Source organism: Bacteroides gallinarum DSM 18171 = JCM 13658 (assembly GCF_000374365.1).
In the GTDB taxonomy this organism is placed as follows: Bacteria; Bacteroidota; Bacteroidia; order Bacteroidales; family Bacteroidaceae; genus Bacteroides; species Bacteroides gallinarum.
The window spans coordinates 1-16,579 of record NZ_KB894128.1; the positions used below are offsets into that span (position 1 = coordinate 1).

Annotated in this window: 12 protein-coding genes and 1 pseudogene; all 13 read right to left on the reverse strand. The window is 45.3% G+C overall.

Going from position 1 to position 16,579, the window contains the following annotated elements; all coding sequences use genetic code 11:
• Nucleotides 1-462 precede the first annotated feature (462 nt).
• Nucleotides 463-2,772, reverse strand: a complete 2,310-nt coding sequence (locus C233_RS0109370) for a bifunctional dihydroorotate dehydrogenase B NAD binding subunit/NADPH-dependent glutamate synthase (RefSeq protein WP_018667344.1) — start codon at nt 2,770-2,772, stop codon at nt 463-465.
• Nucleotides 2,773-3,508: 736 nt separating this feature from the next.
• Nucleotides 3,509-3,961 (reverse strand): IS200/IS605 family transposase, encoded by a 453-nt coding sequence (gene tnpA / locus C233_RS0109380; RefSeq protein WP_018667345.1) that lies wholly within the window; start codon nt 3,959-3,961, stop codon nt 3,509-3,511.
• A gap of 704 nt (nt 3,962-4,665) precedes the next feature.
• Entirely contained in the window at nt 4,666-5,940 is a 1,275-nt protein-coding gene (serS, locus tag C233_RS0109390; RefSeq protein ID WP_018667346.1) for a serine--tRNA ligase, read from the reverse strand.
• Between the two features lie 156 nt (nt 5,941-6,096).
• Nucleotides 6,097-6,366, reverse strand: a complete 270-nt coding sequence (gene rpmA, locus C233_RS0109395; RefSeq protein ID WP_018667347.1) for a 50S ribosomal protein L27 — start codon at nt 6,364-6,366, stop codon at nt 6,097-6,099.
• Nucleotides 6,367-6,388: 22 nt separating this feature from the next.
• The gene (rplU, locus tag C233_RS0109400) at nt 6,389-6,706 is read right to left on the reverse strand and encodes a 50S ribosomal protein L21 (protein WP_009122535.1); all 318 of its coding nucleotides are present in this window, start codon (nt 6,704-6,706) and stop codon (nt 6,389-6,391) included.
• A gap of 394 nt (nt 6,707-7,100) precedes the next feature.
• Nucleotides 7,101-7,811: pseudogene (locus tag C233_RS0109405) on the reverse strand (HAD family hydrolase); the annotation flags it as partial.
• A gap of 139 nt (nt 7,812-7,950) precedes the next feature.
• Nucleotides 7,951-8,463 (reverse strand): C40 family peptidase, encoded by a 513-nt coding sequence (locus C233_RS0109410; protein ID WP_018667349.1) that lies wholly within the window; start codon nt 8,461-8,463, stop codon nt 7,951-7,953.
• Entirely contained in the window at nt 8,460-9,224 is a 765-nt protein-coding gene (locus C233_RS0109415) for an ABC transporter ATP-binding protein (RefSeq protein WP_018667350.1), read from the reverse strand. Before C233_RS0109415 ends, C233_RS0109410 begins: the two co-directional genes overlap by 4 nt.
• Nucleotides 9,225-9,274: 50 nt before the next feature.
• Nucleotides 9,275-10,762: a DUF5687 family protein gene (locus C233_RS0109420; protein ID WP_025068709.1), complete on the reverse strand. Its 1,488-nt coding sequence runs from the start codon at nt 10,760-10,762 to the stop codon at nt 9,275-9,277.
• 79 nt (nt 10,763-10,841) lie between these two features.
• Nucleotides 10,842-13,661, reverse strand: coding sequence for a M16 family metallopeptidase (locus C233_RS0109425; protein WP_026314807.1), 2,820 nt, complete (start codon nt 13,659-13,661; stop codon nt 10,842-10,844).
• 73 nt (nt 13,662-13,734) lie between these two features.
• Complete coding sequence (kdsA, locus tag C233_RS0109430) at nt 13,735-14,535, reverse strand: 3-deoxy-8-phosphooctulonate synthase (RefSeq protein ID WP_018667353.1); 801 nt, start codon at nt 14,533-14,535, stop codon at nt 13,735-13,737.
• Nucleotides 14,536-14,637: 102 nt separating this feature from the next.
• Nucleotides 14,638-15,564, reverse strand: a complete 927-nt coding sequence (locus tag C233_RS0109435; RefSeq protein WP_018667354.1) for a diacylglycerol/lipid kinase family protein — start codon at nt 15,562-15,564, stop codon at nt 14,638-14,640.
• Nucleotides 15,565-15,632: 68 nt separating this feature from the next.
• Nucleotides 15,633-16,553, reverse strand: coding sequence for a tRNA (adenosine(37)-N6)-dimethylallyltransferase MiaA (gene miaA / locus C233_RS0109440; RefSeq protein WP_025068710.1), 921 nt, complete (start codon nt 16,551-16,553; stop codon nt 15,633-15,635).
• Nucleotides 16,554-16,579 lie beyond the last annotated feature (26 nt).

Sequence of the window (16,579 nt, forward strand, 5' to 3'; positions counted from 1 at the left end):
CAAACGGGAACACTGAGTGAAGCCTGCCAAGCTCACTCTCATTAAAACTTTTGCGGTATTTTTCCAGAACATCAAATTCTGTGAAGCCCAAAGTTGGGTGAATTTCGGAAATATTTTGTATCTTAGCCATATCTTAGTCGGGGAATTTCCCCCGTTTTGGCCTTCAAACCTTATTTGCGGGGGAATACCTAAAGATACAAAAAAGCCAGCTAATTCGCAATATTTTGTGTATGAATTAGTTGGCTGATTTTATATTATTTACTGAATGTCCCTATTTACTGAATGTCCCTTTGCAGTCGGAAAGAAGGTGTGCCGGAATTCACCGCAGACTATACAGATTAGTACCGATTTTCTATCTCCGTAATCGGTTATTTAATTTCAGCCTGTGCTAATCTGTACTAATCTGTGCTGCTCTGTGTAATTCTGTGTGGTGAACTCTGATGCACTCCTTTCTGCTCGTGTTTACTTCTTTTTAAGTTGTTCGTTCATGGAAGCGGCAGCTTTCCGGCCGTCACCCATAGCGAGGATTACGGTTGCACCGCCGCGTACGATGTCGCCGCCTGCATAGATTGTCGGAATGGACGACTGCATGCTGTCGTTTACGGCAATCGTGCCTTTGCGTCCTAACTCCAAGCCTTCGATAGAGCTGGGAACGATAGGGTTCGGCGATACGCCTACGCTGACGATAGCAAGGTCTATGTCGATTGTTTCGGTGGCTCCCGGAATGGGGACGGGGCTGCGGCGTCCGGATGCGTCGGGTTCACCCAGCTTCATTTTCTGAAGGACTACCTGTTTTACTTTTCCCTGTTCGTCGGCAATGTACTCTATCGGGTTATGGAGTGTCAGGAATTCTACTCCTTCTTCTTTGGCGTGTTTCACTTCCTCGATACGGGCAGGTATTTCCTCTTCCGAACGGCGATAGATAATCATGGCGCGTTCTGCCCCCAGGCGGCGGGCTGTGCGGACAGAGTCCATAGCCGTGTTGCCGCCGCCGATAACGGCCACGCACTTGCCGAAAGGTACGGGGGTATCGGAATCTTCACTGGCGGCGTCCATGAGGTTGACACGTGTGAGGTACTCGTTGGAAGAGAGGATGTTGATAGAGTTCTCGCCGGGTATGTTCATAAAGTTCGGCAGTCCGGCGCCGGAAGCGACGAATATGCCTTTGAAGCCTTCTTCTTCCAGTTGCTTCACGCTTAATGTCTTGCCGATGATACAGTCTTTGATGAATTTCACACCCATTCGGACGAGGTTTTCAATCTCGACGTCCACCACTTTGTTGGGTAAACGGAATTCGGGAATACCGTATTTCAATACGCCGCCGATTTCGTGCAGCGCCTCGAATACAGTAACGTCGTATCCGTATTTCGCCATATCTCCGGCAAAAGACAGCCCGGCAGGACCCGAACCGATTACAGCAACTTTGATGCCGTTTTTCTCTTTGATTTCGGGAACGGAGATTTGTCCGCTTTCGCGTTCGTAATCTGCGGCAAAGCGTTCCAGGTAGCCGATAGCTACCGGCTTTTCGTTCATCTTCAGGTGGATACACTTGGATTCGCATTGTTTTTCCTGCGGGCAAACGCGGCCGCAAACAGCTGGTAGTGCACTGGTTTCTTTCAATGTCTTGGCAGCTTCCAGGAATTCGCCGCGTTCTATATTCTTGATGAAGCGGGGGATGTCTATACCTACGGGGCAACCTTCCGTACAACCCGGATTGGCACAGTCCAGGCAGCGTTTGGCTTCTGTGAGCGCCTGTTCTTCGGTCAGTCCCCGGTTCACTTCTTCTTTGCGGCTGTGCGAGCGGTATTCTGCATCCAGCTCGTTCATAACCACCCGTGGAATGGCGGCGCGTTCTTTGGCTTTCATGGATTTGCGCAGCTCTTGACGCCAAGCGGCATTGCGGCTCTTTTCGTCTGTTTGTTGGGTGTTTTCACCAGTTGCCTGGCAGGTTTGCGGTGTTTCCAGTTTATGCATTTCTTCGCGTTCGATGTTTTTGAATGCGCCCATGCGTTTCAGCATTTCATCGAAATCTACTTGATGTCCGTCGAATTCGGGGCCGTCTACGCATACGAATTTGGTTTTGCCGCCGATAGTGATACGGCAGGCGCCGCACATGCCTGTTCCGTCTACCATGATTGTATTCAGGGATACATCGGTGGGTATCTCGTATTTCTTTGTCAGCAGGCAAACGAATTTCATCATGATTGCCGGACCTATACAGAAGCATTTGTTTATTTTCTCGCGTTTGATAACTTCTTCTACCCCTTCCGTAACCAAGCCTTTGCGACCGTATGAGCCGTCGTCCGTCATGATAATGACTTCATCGGAGCTTTCCCGCATTTCTTTTTCGAGGATAATCAGTTCTTTGGTACGGCCTGCCAGTACCGTGATTACGCGGTTGCCGGCAGCTTTCAGTGCCTGTACGATAGGAAGCATCGGAGCTACGCCCACACCGCCGCCCGCACATACTACGGTTCCGAAATTCTCGATATGGGTAGCTTGTCCCAGCGGACCGACAACGTCGGTTATATAATCGCCTTCATTCAATTCGCACAAGCGGGTGGATGAGAGTCCCACTTCTTGTACGACCAAAGTGATAGTTCCTTTTACGGGGTCGGCAGAAGCGATAGTCAGCGGCATACGCTCGCCCTTTTCGCCTACACGTACTATTACAAAGTGCCCTGCCTTGCGTGATTTAGCAATTAACGGTGCTTCGATTACTAATTTGAAGACCTTTTCAGAGAAATGTTCTTTGCTAATGATTTTATTCATTATCTTATAATTTTGTTGGTATAATTACGTAATTTCTTTCAGATTGATAGATTTTGCAAAGATACGGCTTATTTGTTAATAACAAAGAATGTATCGGGAAAAAAGAGGGCAGGAGGAGGGGATAAGACGATTTTGAAGGTAGGGAATGGGGTTTGGAGGGAGGCTTTTTGGGGGGGGGGATAACTTTATGGGGTAAGGTTGTTTTTGAGAGGAGTAGCTTCTTAGGGTAAATTTGCTTTGAGGGAGAAAGTAACTTCTTGGAATAAATTTATTTTTGAGGGGAGCGGCTTTTTAGGTTAAATTTGTTTTGAGGGGGAGAGTAACTTCTTGAAATAAATTTGTTTTTGAGGGGAGTGGCTTCTTAGTGTAAATTTGCTTTGAGGGGGAGAGCAACTTCTTGAAACAATTTTGTTTTTGAGGGTAGTGGCTTCTTAGGTTAAATTTGTTTTGAGGGGGAGAGCAACTTCTTGGAACAAATTTGTTTTTGAGGGGAGCGGCTTCTTAGTGTAAATTTGCTTTGAGGGAGAGAGCAACTTCTTGGAATAAATTTGTTTTTTTGAGGGGAATGACTTTTGGGGTAAAATTGTTTTGGGAGAGAATAATTTTTTGAAGCAAGGTTATTTTGATAAAGAATAATTTTGGGGTAGTAAGGCTGAAAGCCTTATATCTTATAGCCCGGGGTAACACCCCGGGGAAACTATACATTTCCCATTTGCGCCCTGAAAGGGCATAAGCATTAACTCCATAGGTATTCTTCTTTATATTCAACTTGGTAACTTTTCAGGAATTCAACCAATTCTTCTTTAAAGTTTTTCTTTGTATGATGCTCTTTTTGGTTCCGGATGTAATTGGTGACGGTATCAACTTTTGATTGGCTGACTGAAAATGCGGCATAACCGCTTTGCCATGCAAAGTTGGAGTATTGGGGATATTTGCCTTTTATCCATTTGGAGGAACTTCTTTTGATTTCTTGTAATAGAATGGCAGTAGAAACTGTGCTTGTCAATTCACAGAGAATGTGTATGTGATTGGTAGTGCCACCTATGATGATGCTTTTGCATAGGTTTTGATTGATGATTCCCCCTATATAAGAGTGTATTTCATTCAGATTTTTTTCAGGTAATAGGTCTTCGCGATTTTTGGTGGAGAAGATGATGTGTATGTAGATTTTGTTTAAGGATTGTGACATGATGTGGGGTTTTGCCCTTTCAGGGCGTAAGAGGGGATAGGGGTGGATGATTACCCAGGGTGTTACCCTGGGCTGTAAGATATAAGGCTTTCAGCCTTCAGTTTTGCGTTTCATTCTTTAGCTTTGCATTTTAGTCTTTAGTTCAGTGTTTCAGCCTTCAGTTCTGCGTTTCAGTCTTCAACTTTGCATTTTGGTCTTCAACTCTGTGTTTCAGCTTTCGGTTCTGCGTTTCAGTCTTTAGCTTTGCATTTTGGTCTTCAGTTCAGTGTTTCAGCCTTCAGTTCAGTGTTTCAGCCTTCAGTTTTGCGTTTCATTCTTTAGCTTTGCATTTCGGTCTTCAGCTCTGTGTTTCAGCCTTCAGTTCTGCGTTTCAGTCTTCAACTTAGCATTTCGGTCTTTAGTTCAGTGTTTCAGCCTTCGGTTCTACGTTTTCAGTCTTAAACTTTGCATTTCCGTCTTCAGTTCTCTCTCTCAGCCTCCGATTCTGCATTTTCAGCCTTTAACTCTGTCTTTCAGCCTTCAGCTTTATATTCTTAGCCTTTAACCTCATAGCTTTTTGTTCTAATTTTCATGACTTTTATCTTTGTTGTTTTACATTTAAGCTCTTCAATCTTAGATTTTTATAAAAAAAGTGCATCAGAATACAAAATCCTTATTATTCTGATGCACCTTTTATTATTTTAGATAAGGAAGTGATTCCTTCCTTAATCAATCATCTCGAATCCTGTATACGGAATCAGGGCTTTCGGTATGCGGATACCTTCCGGGGTCTGGTTATTTTCCAATAAAGCGGCTACGATACGCGGTAGAGCCAGTGCGGAACCATTCAACGTATGGCAAAGCTCTGTTTTCTTTTCTGCCGTGCGGTAACGGCATTTCAAGCGATTGGCCTGATAGGTGTCGAAATTGGATACGGAGCTTACTTCCAGCCAGCGTTTCTGTGCTTCGGAATATACTTCGAAGTCAAAGCAGAGGGCGGCAGTAAAGCTCATGTCACCGCCACACAGACGGAGGATGCGGTAAGGCAATTCGAGCTTCTGAAGCAACCCTTCTACGTGGTTCAGCATTTCTTGGTGGGATTCTTGAGAATGTTCCGGCTTGTCGATGCGCACTAACTCTACTTTGGAGAATTCGTGCAGGCGGTTCAAGCCGCGCACATCTTTACCGTAAGAACCGGCTTCGCGGCGGAAACATTGTGTGTATGCACAGTTCTTGATAGGCAATTGCTTTTCGTCGAGGATTACATCGCGGTAGATATTGGTTACGGGAACTTCGGCAGTAGGAATCAGGTATAAATCGTCTACTTCGCAGTGGTACATCTGGCCTTCTTTGTCGGGCAACTGACCTGTGCCGTAGCCGGAAGCGGCGTTGACCACTGTCGGCGGCATTATTTCCGTATAGCCCGATTTGCGTGCTTCGTCCAGAAAGAAGTTGATGAGCGCACGTTGGAGTTGTGCACCTTTGCCTTTGTAGACCGGGAATCCTGCGCCTGTAATCTTAACACCCAGGTCGAAGTCTATCAGGTCGTATTTCTTTGCCAGTTCCCAATGGGGAAGCGCGTCTTTGGGAAGTTCGGTTTCCATGCCGCCCATTTTCTCGACTACGTTGTCGTCGGCGTTCACTCCTTCGGGTACGCTGTCGTAAGGGATATTGGGAATTGTATAAAGCAGATTTTGTAGGTCGGTTGCCGCCTGCTCCATTTCTTCCTGTAATGTTTTGTTGGCTTCTTTCAGTTCGGCTACGCGTTGTTTGGCGGTTTCCGCATCGTCTTTCTTGCCTTCTTTCATTAACAGCCCGATAGATTTGGAAAGGGTGTTGACTTCCGACAGGTTTTTATCTAAAATGGTTTGAGTGTTGCGTCGTTTGTTGTTGGTTGCCAGCACTTGTTCAATCGTTTCTTTGGCATTCTTGAAGTGCTTTTTCTCCAGGCCGCGTATTACCGCGTCGGTGTTGTCTGTAATTTGTTTAATGGTAAGCATATCTTATACTTGTTTTATGATATTCCGGGTTTGAGAGAGCAAAGATAGTGCAAATCGAAAGTAATACAAAAAAGATGCTTGCTTATTTTTACGTTTAAAAAGAAAGGGATGCAATCTGAAAAGATTGCATCCCTTTGCTTTATTTCTGTCGGAAACTTATGCTTCTGCGTTTTCAGCAGGAACGACAGAAACGAATCTTCTGTCTGCTTTACCTACTTTGAACTGTACAGTTCCGTCTATCAAAGCGAAAAGAGTGTGGTCTTTACCCATACCGATGTTGTTACCCGGGTGGAATTCAGTACCTCTTTGACGAACGATGATGTTACCTGCTTTGCAAGCTTCGCCACCAAATATCTTAACGCCTAATCTCTTACTCTGCGATTCGCGGCCGTTCTTAGAACTACCGACACCTTTTTTATGTGCCATTTCTTCTTACTTTTTTAATTGATTAAGCTACTACTTCCTTAATTGTTAACTCTGTAAATTGCTGACGGTGACCGTTCAGTTTGCGATATCCTTTTCTTCTTTTCTTGTGGAAAACAAGAACTTTGTCGCCTTTTACCAAACCGGAAACAACTTCGCAAACTACTTTTGCGCCTTCTACCGTAGGAGCGCCTACAGTGATGTTACCGTCTTTGTCTACCAAAAGAACTTTTTCAAATTCTACTGTCGCACCGGCTTCTGCATTTTGCATGTGGTGTACAAACAGCTTTTTGCCAGCTTCTGCTTTGAATTGCTGACCGTTGATTTCTACAATTGCGTACATTTCTTATATATAATGTATAAGTTAGCTCCGTCGGGTGGTTTCTAATCACTTAGAAAGCACTTGATTGAACCCGGTGCGGAATAATCGGGCACAAAATTACATCTTTTATTTGGAACGGGCAAATCTTTCTTTCTCTTTTTTAAGAGAATTGGTGTTTTATGCTTAAGCAAATTCTTCTCCATAGGCCGGAGTGTTCCGGAGGCGGCGCTAAGGGGTGGAGATGCGGATATTTATTCGTTCTACCGTGGGGAATATTTTGTTCCACCGTGAGGGAAGTTTTGTTCCACCACGGTGGAACGAAACTTTCTCCCTGGTGGAACGATTTAATTATAGCAAGGAATTTCCTTGAACGTTATATAAAGGTGAGGAGGCAAAAGAGGAGGGCGAGTGCAGCAAAAAGGACTGACAGAAGTACGATACGACGTACGCTTATCTTCTTCGGGGATGAGGCGGAGGGCAATGGCTCCCGTTCTAACAATTCTTCCAGGCTGCTCATTATTTTCTTGTGCGGATACTGTTGCAGTTCTTCGGCTGTTGTCATGCCATGCGTTATGCCGGCAAAATCGACCCCTGCTTTTTGTGCGGTCTCTGCATCTACCGTGCTGTCGCCGATATACAGTGTTTCGGCTTTGGTGGTGTGCAGTTGCTTGATTGCGAGCAGGAGCCCTTCGGGAGAGGGTTTAGGGGTTTTTACATCTTCACCGCCGATGATGATGTCCAGGAAGTCGTCGGGAAAATGTTGGTTCAGCAGTTCTTTGATACGGTAGCGGTATTTGGTGGAGATAATTCCGATGCGGGCGCCGGAGTCTTTCAATGCAACCAAAACCGATTTGGTTTCGAGAAAGAGTACTGTATTGACGGTCATATGCGTATCGGCCTCTTTTACGTATTCTTTTTTGAATTCGGCAAGTTGGCGGGCATCGGTGACGCCGGAAAGAATGGAGAAGGAATCTTCCAGGGTTTTACCGATAGTACGCTTTATGTCGTCGTCGGTGGGGCGGGTGTATCCGTGGCGGTTCAGGACGTTGCGAAAGCAGGTAACGATGCCTTGTGAGGAATCGGCAAGTGTGTAGTCGAAATCGAAGAGGTAGGTTGTGTAGTTCATTATGCCTTTTTGCGGCAAAGTTATGAATAAATCGGTATTTTATGTTCTATTTGTTTGCCGGATTTTACGGATGTGTTGGGAATAGTGTTTTTGGGGTTGGGTTGTGTGTCTTGCTTCTTTGTTATCCTCTTGCTTTTTGCTATTTCACCCTTCCGCCGCAGAGCCAGTGTTGTGTGTAGTATTTTTCTTTAAGGTTGCTTACAATGACTCCTCGGCTGGTGCTGGCGTGGATAAATTTACCGTCTTTTAGGTAGATGCCTACATGGGCTACTTTTTTGCGGGAGGTACGGCTGGTGAAGAATACCAAATCGCCTTCACGCAGGTTACGGCGGGATATTTTGTTGCTTTCTTTTAATTGGCTGCTCGTATTGCGCGACAAATGTATATGGTAGGTTTTCTTATAGATTTGGTACACCAGGCCGGAGCAGTCTGTTCCGTGTTTGCTGTTGCCTCCCGACCGGTAGGGAGTGCCTATCCATTGGGCGGCATTGATATAGAGTTTGTGGTTGTCTGTTAAACCGATGTCCATACCCAGGCGTACGGAGGCTTGTGCCAATGCTTTATAATCGAGGCGCGGGGCGGAGGTATGGCAGGAGCTTAGGCCGGATGCTAATCCGGCAAGGACGATTATATAAAAAAGGTAGTGTTTCATGCTTGTTCTTCTACGGTCGTTTCTTCGTCGGTGTTATTGTCTGTTTCCGGATTCTCGTCTACGCTGACATTGAAATAGGCTTCTAATTCTTTTTCTGCCGAGTTGTCTTCGTTTTGTATGTCACGGATAATGACTCCGTGTTCCAATAAGGCGATGCGCGGGCATACGCCTACCGTGTGGTTGAGGTTGTGGCTGGAGATGATGACGGTTGCCTTGTGTTCTTCGTTGTATTTTTTCAGCAGTTGTTTGATGATAGACTGCGAGCTCGGGTCGAGGAAGTTGAAGGGTTCGTCCAGTATCAATAGTTGCGGGTGATGCAACATGGCGGAGATAATGCCTATTTTTTGTTTGTTACCGGCGGAGAAATTGCGTATGAATTTCTTTTGTCCCATGACTTCGCCGTTCATGAAGCGTTCGAAAGGGGTGATACGCTCGTCTACTTCTTCTTTTTTCAATCCGTACATTTTGCCGATGAAGTAGAAGTATTCTTCCGGGGTGAGGTAGTCTATCAGGAAACCGTCGTCTATAAAAGCGCCGGTGAAGTTTTTCCAGTCTTCGCTTTTGCATACGTCTATATCGTTAATGGTAACGTTTCCGCGGTCTGCCTGCAACAAATCCAGTATTAACCGGAAAAGCGTTGTCTTACCGGCTCCGTTATTGCCTACCAAGCCTAACATGTCGCCTTGGTTGATGAAGTAGTTTTCGATATTTACGGCAATCTTTGTGCCGAAGTGTTTTTGTAGGTTGTTTATCCGAATCATATCTCTGTAAGTCTAAAATCTGAAATCATGAATTTGAAATCTATAAAATCTTATTGCCTGCTGTCCCTGAATCCTTCCATGTTCTTGTAACGCCGTTTCATAAAACGGTGGTATACGTTTTTCAGCCAGAAACGCGAGGTCAGTATAAATCCTGCACCGATAGCAATCAATATCCAGGCTGTAACTGTGGGGCCGAAGAAGGTGGTCAGCACAAAGTTTATGAGCAGGGGTACGCCGAATGCTGCTCCGGAAATCAGGTTCTGTAATCCGCTTCCCATATTTTGCCGGTTGGTCATTTTGGCATTCAAATCTACTGTTTTGTTATTATATACAGCCAGTTGGAACAGGCAGAAGTAAACGCCGCCGGCCACGAATATAGCCCAGGCGATACAGCTCAATACGGATAATTTTCCGGTTGCCATAGCGGGTATCATCAGGATTAGGGGTATGAGTATGGCAATGCTGTATAGGATATATTTGGCGCGGAGCAGTGTGTAGATAGACTCTTTGCGGCTCATCAATCCGTCGATGTAATTGCCTTCGTAACTCATCAGGCTGGATAGAAATAAGATACCGAAGATGACGAAGTTATAGACCATGATGAAGCTTTTCATACTTTGACCGTCGTATGCTTCGGTAAAGCTCAGGATGCAGGTAAAGGCGACGACTACCAGGAAAACTGTACGCAAGGCGGTTTTGCAGACTTTATTACGCAGCAGCATTTTCAGCTCCAACCGCATGTATTCGCCGATTTCTCCGTAACGGTCTAAGAACTTGTATTCTGACACATGTTTTACCTTGGTATCTTCTACTTTGTTGATTTCATTATAAATCAGTTTAATCATCAGTTTATGATTGATGAACCATAGCGATACAATCGCTATGAGAACTCCGGTAAAGGTGAGCGGATTTCCGGTAATGAATCCTTCTCCTAAGTCGATAGACCAATCGAATAGGGGACTGTCTTCCGGTATGAACAGGCCGGCAGCTATCCCTCCGTATATCGATACCGGTAGGGCTACCCACCAGATGCGTTCGTTCATCAGCGTACGGCATAGCAGGAACCAGTAATTGTTGAATACTATCAGCAGCCATATTCCGATGCTGTATGTCAGTACGCCCGTTATGCCGTAGAATTTGGTAATGGTAATGATAGCGAACGGGACGAAGAAAAATAACCATATCAGGTTGAAACCGTTCAGCCCGGAGCGTATCAATAGAAAATCGATAAGCCGGTTACGCTTTACCGGTAGGAGCAGGTAGGGTTTTACTTCTTGGGCGGGTGTTTTTTGAAAAGGAAAACGCATCAGGAAATCCATGGTAAGGACGAATATCAGTCCGCTATTGAGGACATGGTATGCTTCTGTTGCCCCATCACCGAAAGCAAAAGCGAAGGTTGTTCCGAAGAACATCAGATAGCCGGCCCAGAATACTGCCATGAAGTACATCCAGAATTTTCCGAACTTATTCTTCTCGTACATCGGATTTCGCTTGGCGGCCAACTTTCCGTGTTTGCGTAGTTCTATAAAGAGGTTCATAATGGATAGGTGGTGGTTAATGTATATGAAAAGGCTGCGCTGCTTTGCAGACAACGCAGCCTTTTGGATAAGCTCTGTTTTATTTCTTTTCAGGACTAATCATTGAAACAGTGATTTGATTTTTCTGTTTCAGCAGCTCGTCGGCAAATTGTTGGACTTCTTTTGCTGTGATGCTGTCGATGATTTGTTCGTAGTCTTTTATCGGATTGACGCCGGTATATAGGTATTCGTCTATGCTGTTCAGCCAGTAGGCATTTTCTTTCAGGTCTTCATTATGTTTTTTCAGCATGTATTCTTTTACTTTGTTCAGGCTGGCTTCATCGGGACCGTTCTTGGCAAAGGCTTCTGCTTCGGCATAGATAATCTTCATCAGTTTGTCTTGCTTTTCGGGAGCTGTGTTGAAGAAGATTTGAAGAACTGCTCTTTCTGTGGGGTATTTAACGAGTTGTCCTATCGGATATACACCGTAAGTTCCGCCTTCGTCTTCACGCACTTTCTCTGTATAAATCAGGTTGAGAAGCTGGTCGGTCATGCTCATTAGAATGTCGTTGCGGAGGCTGTATTGGCAAGTGCCGCTATAACAGATAAAGTTATTTACTTTCGGAGTTTCCTGCTGGCGGATGAACTCGTTTTTGTAAATGCCTTTGCGCATTGTTATATGGTTGTCTTTGAATGTTTCCTTGCGGTTGATAGAGGGTAATGAGCCTAGGTAGGATTCAATCAGCGGTTTTACTGTTTCTACATCGATGTTCCCTACGAAGATGAAGGTGAAGTCGCTGGCGTCTTTAAAGCGGTCTTGATACATGGACAGTATCTTGTCGTAATTCATCTTATCCACCATGTCGGCTTTCATTCTCAGGGTTCTGGGATGTTTCATGTAGAGAGTGGATGTGACGGAGTCGCTGAAAGATGAATTGGGATTCAGGTCCATATTCTGCAATTGGGCTTTGCTACGGTTTTTGTATGATGCAAAAGCTTCGTCGTCGCGTCTGGGGGAAGTGAAAGTGAGGTAGGTGAGTTGCATCATCGTTTCAAAGTCTTTAGGAGAGCAACTGCCGGTCACTGCTTCTGTTTTATCGCCGATGCCGTAGTTTACGGCTGCTTTTTTGCCTGCTAACACTTTTTCCAGTTCGATAGCGCTGAAATTGCCCAAACCGCCTACCGCTACGGCATCCAGCCCGTTGATATTGATTATCTCGGAGTCGGGGAAGAGTGAGCTACCGCCCATACTTACGCCTTTCATACGGATTTCATCGGCTTTGAAGTCGGTCTTTTTAATTATAACCTTGGCTCCGTTGGATAGTGTCAACATGGTAGTACCGAAAATATCGTCTTTCTTTTCAGAAACGATTTTGCCGCCTTTCGGGGCTTCTTTCATCAGAGGTTCGTTGGAGACTTTATCTACATACGGGGTCAGCTTTTCTGCCTTTACGTCTTTCAAAAGTTTCTTGACTGCGTCTTCGCTCGGCAGTTGCAGGCCTTCTTTTTCAGGACCGAAAATGGCTACTACCTGGTTGCTGTCTGTAACCAGCTCTTGCATCATCTGATTCAGGGCGTTTACCGGAATGGCGGGTGCTATCTGGTTGATAATAGTATATTCATTGGCGATTCCCGGAATAGGCTCGTTATCGAGGAAGTGGCGGACGTATTCTTTTACGTAATTTTCATTTTTACGTTTGTCGCGTTCCTGGAAAGCCGATTCCAACTGGCGCAGGTATTCTGCACGGGCACGGGTGTATTCTGTTTCGGTGAAACCGAATTGACGGGCGCGTTCTATCTCACGGAGAACGGTTGAGATGCCGTTTTCAATGTTATCTTCTTTGCAGACGACTATACCGGTGAAAGCGTCTTTTGTCTTGGCAACGAAGAAGTTATCGTCATATGCCGCTGCGTAGATATAGGGTGGGTTGGCTACTTGAACCAGTTCGTTCAAACGTGCATTCAGCATATTGGTAATCAGGGTAACTGCGTAGTCTTGCATCAGGTAACCTACGTTGTTCTTTTCTTCTCTGGGAGTGGTTTCGTGTTTGTTGAAGATAAAGGTTTGTACGTATGGTTGTTCCTTATCGCGTGCAATCAGTACGATAGGTTCTTTGTTGTCATTTACGGGGTAGTATTCGCGCTTGGCGCCGTTGGGTTGTGCCGGTATGTCGGCAAACATTTTTTTGATTTGAGCTTCGACAGCGTCTACGTCGATGTCGCCTACTACTATTACGCCTTGCAGGTCGGGACGATACCATTTCTCATAGTAATCTCTTAATGTTTGAGGTTTGAAGTTCATTACGACGTCCATTGTTCCGATAGGGAAGCAGTTGGCGTATTTGGTTCCGGCAAACATAACCGGAAGCATCTTTTCTTGAAAACGTTGCATGGCGCTCATGCGGGTACGCCATTCTTCGTTGATAACACCGCGTTCTTTGTCGATTTCTTTCGGGTCCAGAGTCAGGTCGTTACTCCAGTCGTGCAGAATCAACAGGCAGGAGTCGATAGCTCCCGGGGTGTTGACCGGTACGTTGGAGATGTTGTAAACCGTTTCGTCTACGGAAGTGTATGCGTTCAGGTTTTCACCGAATTTTACGCCGATGCGTTCCAGGTATTGTTTCAAGGCATCTCCGGGAAAATGGGTCGTTCCGTTGAAACACATGTGTTCGAGGAAGTGGGCAAGACCGCGCTGGTTATCTTCTTCTTGTATGGAACCTACTTTCTGGGCGATATAGAAGTCGGCACGGTTGGCGGGAAGGCTGTTTTTACGGATGTAATAGGTTAATCCGTTATCCAACTTACCGATACGGACGTCTTTGTCGATAGGGATGGGTGGTAGTTGTTGTGCAAATACCTGTTGGAAGTTACAGCATACGATGAGTGCAACAATCCATAAATTACGTAATAAGTGTTTCATCATTATTTGATTTTAAAATGTTTTTCCTTATCTGTCGAAGCAATAGATAATAAATCACATGGGGGCTACTTTTTTATTTAATTGCTTCCCGGATGCGTACTAATTTGGTTAGAAGATTTTCCAGCAGGTCTAATTTCAACATATTGGCGCCGTCGCTTTTGGCTACAGCCGGATTTTCGTGTGTCTCGATGAACAGGCCGTCTGCGCCTACGGCGATACCGGCTTTGGCTACGGTTTCAATCAGTTGCGGCATCCCGCCTGTAACGCCACTGGTTTGGTTGGGTTGTTGGAGGGAGTGGGTAACGTCCAGTATAACAGGAAAACCGAAAGTTTGCATTTCCGGTATTCCCCGATAATCCACTACCAAGTCTTGATAGCCGAAAGTTGTTCCGCGTTCTGTAATCATAACATTCTTATTGCCGGCTTCTACTACTTTATCTGCTGCAAAGCGCATGGCGAGCGGAGAGAGGAACTGTCCTTTCTTTATATTGATTATTTTACCGGTTTTGGCGGCAGCTACCAGTAAATCGGTTTGTCGGCAAAGGAAAGCGGGAATTTGCAGGATGTCCACATATTGGGCTGCCATGGTAGCTTCTTCTGCTGCATGGATATCCGTTACGGTAGGTACTCCGAATGTGTCGTGTACTTTTTTAAGGATTTTCAATGCTTTTTCATCGCCTATGCCCATAAATGAGTCCAGGCGCGAACGGTTGGCTTTACGGTAGGAGCCTTTGAATACGTAGGGTATTTGCAGTTTGTCGGTAATGGTAACTACACGTTCGGCAATGCGCATTGCCATTTCTTCTCCTTCAATGACGCAAGGACCTGCTAATAGGAAGAAATTCCCGGCAGGATTATTTTTCAGTTCAATCATATCTTTTTGAGTTATCGGTTATTCTTTGATTGCGGGTTATGGGTGATTGGTTATAAGATTTTGGCTCTGAATCGTTGGGAACGAATGGTTAAACCGTATTTTTCAGTTCGGTATAATCAGTGTTATCGCCTCATGCAGTACTCCGATGTCTAACGGGAAATGACGGGCAAGGATACGTCCGTCCAGGTCGACGGAGGCGTTTTGTGCACGTAATACTTTTATCTTTTGGGTACGGTAGGGCTTCACTACTTTGTGATTGAGGATTCTTCCTTCCATAAGCATCCATATTCCCGAGAAAAGCTGTAATAGTTCGGGGCGGTAGATAACCGAGACATCCAGCCAGCCATTGTAGGGTACTGCGCTGGGGGCTTGTCCATATCCCCATGCACTACCTATGCAGACGGTCATAATGCGTCCGCGTATGTGTTCTCCGTTTATTTTGAGGTGCATGCGGTATAGTTTCCGTTCGAAAATCAATGAGATGAATGCCATAAAATATGACAGGAATTTTACGCCCCAGAAACGTTTGCATTGGTCGGTGATTTTTACGATACTGGCTCCGAGCCCGATGTTAATGGCATTCAGGAAGTAACGGGTCAGGTGTTTCTCGCCGTCATAATAATAACAGGTTCCTACATCGATTTTACGGCGGCGATTATTTATGATGCAATCTACCGCTTCTTTGTATTCGGAGCTCATTTCCCAATATTTGGCAAAGTCGTTTCCTATGCCATTGGGGATAATGCCGATAGCGATATTTTCTTTATCTTCTGCGTTGGAATGCATAATGCCGTTGATTGCATCGTTCAGTGCACCGTCACCTCCTACAACGACGATAGTGCGATAGCCGTTATTAGCGAGAATGCCTGCCAAGCGTTCTACCGAACCGAATCCTTCGGACTGTACGTAGTCATAAGACACGCCTTTGCTGTCCATATATTCTTTGATTTCTTTCCACCGCTTTTGCACCTTGCGTGTTCCGGCTTTGGGGTTATAGATTACTCCCCATTTATCGGGTTCTACACTCATATGTACATTCCTTTTATTAAGTCTAACATTCTCTATGTATCGCTTTGCCAACGTTGCCGTCAAAGATACTAAATCTCTTTGAGTTTTGACTTTACAAAAGCTATCTTTTCTTGCATAGGACACCGGGCATCTATCCAGTGAATGGTAAAGCCTCGCCTTTCCATTCCCCGGAACCATGTCATTTGGCGTTTGGCGAACTGGTGGATAGCTATTTCCAATTGGCTGAACATTTCGTCGTAGGTCAGTTTTCCGATAATGTAAAGTGTCAGGTACTTGTATTCTAATCCGTAATAGATGAGGTCGTCCGGCTGGATACCTCGCTCTATCAACAGGCGTACTTCGTCTACCATTCCTTCATTCAGCCGTTGGCGTAGTCGGCGGGTAATTTTCTCGCGTCGTAATTCCCGGTCTATGTCTATACCGATGATGAGGCTGTTCAATTGTGGGAATGAACGCTCTTCTACCGGGGTATGGGCGTAAAATTCTTCGATTTCGATAGCACGGATAGCACGTTTCACCGTGTCTACATCTGTTATATTGTGCAGGCTTTTATAAGTTTTCAGTATCTCAGTCAGGGTTTCCAACGATTTATCTGACAGGCGGGTGCGTAATTCTTGGTTTTCGGGCACAGGGAGCAGTCTATACCCTTTCAGTACCGATTCCAGATACATTCCTGTTCCGCCACATACAATGGGTAGGCAGCCTTTTTGCCTGATACTTTCGTAAGCAGCCAAAAAATCGCGCTGATATTCGAATACATTGTATTTGTATCCCGGGTCGGCTATATCGATAAGGTGGTAAGGTATTTGTTTACCGTTTACGATGTAATCGGCAAGGTCTTTGCCTGTACCGAGAGTCATGTCCCGATAAATTTGCCGGGAATCGGCACTGATGATTTCTGTGTTGAGCTCTGCTGCTAATGCGGCGGCAAATGGGGTCTTGCCGGATGCTGTTGGACCTAATATGGCGATTAAATCATAGTCAGGCATATTGAGTATTCATTAATTTGAATACA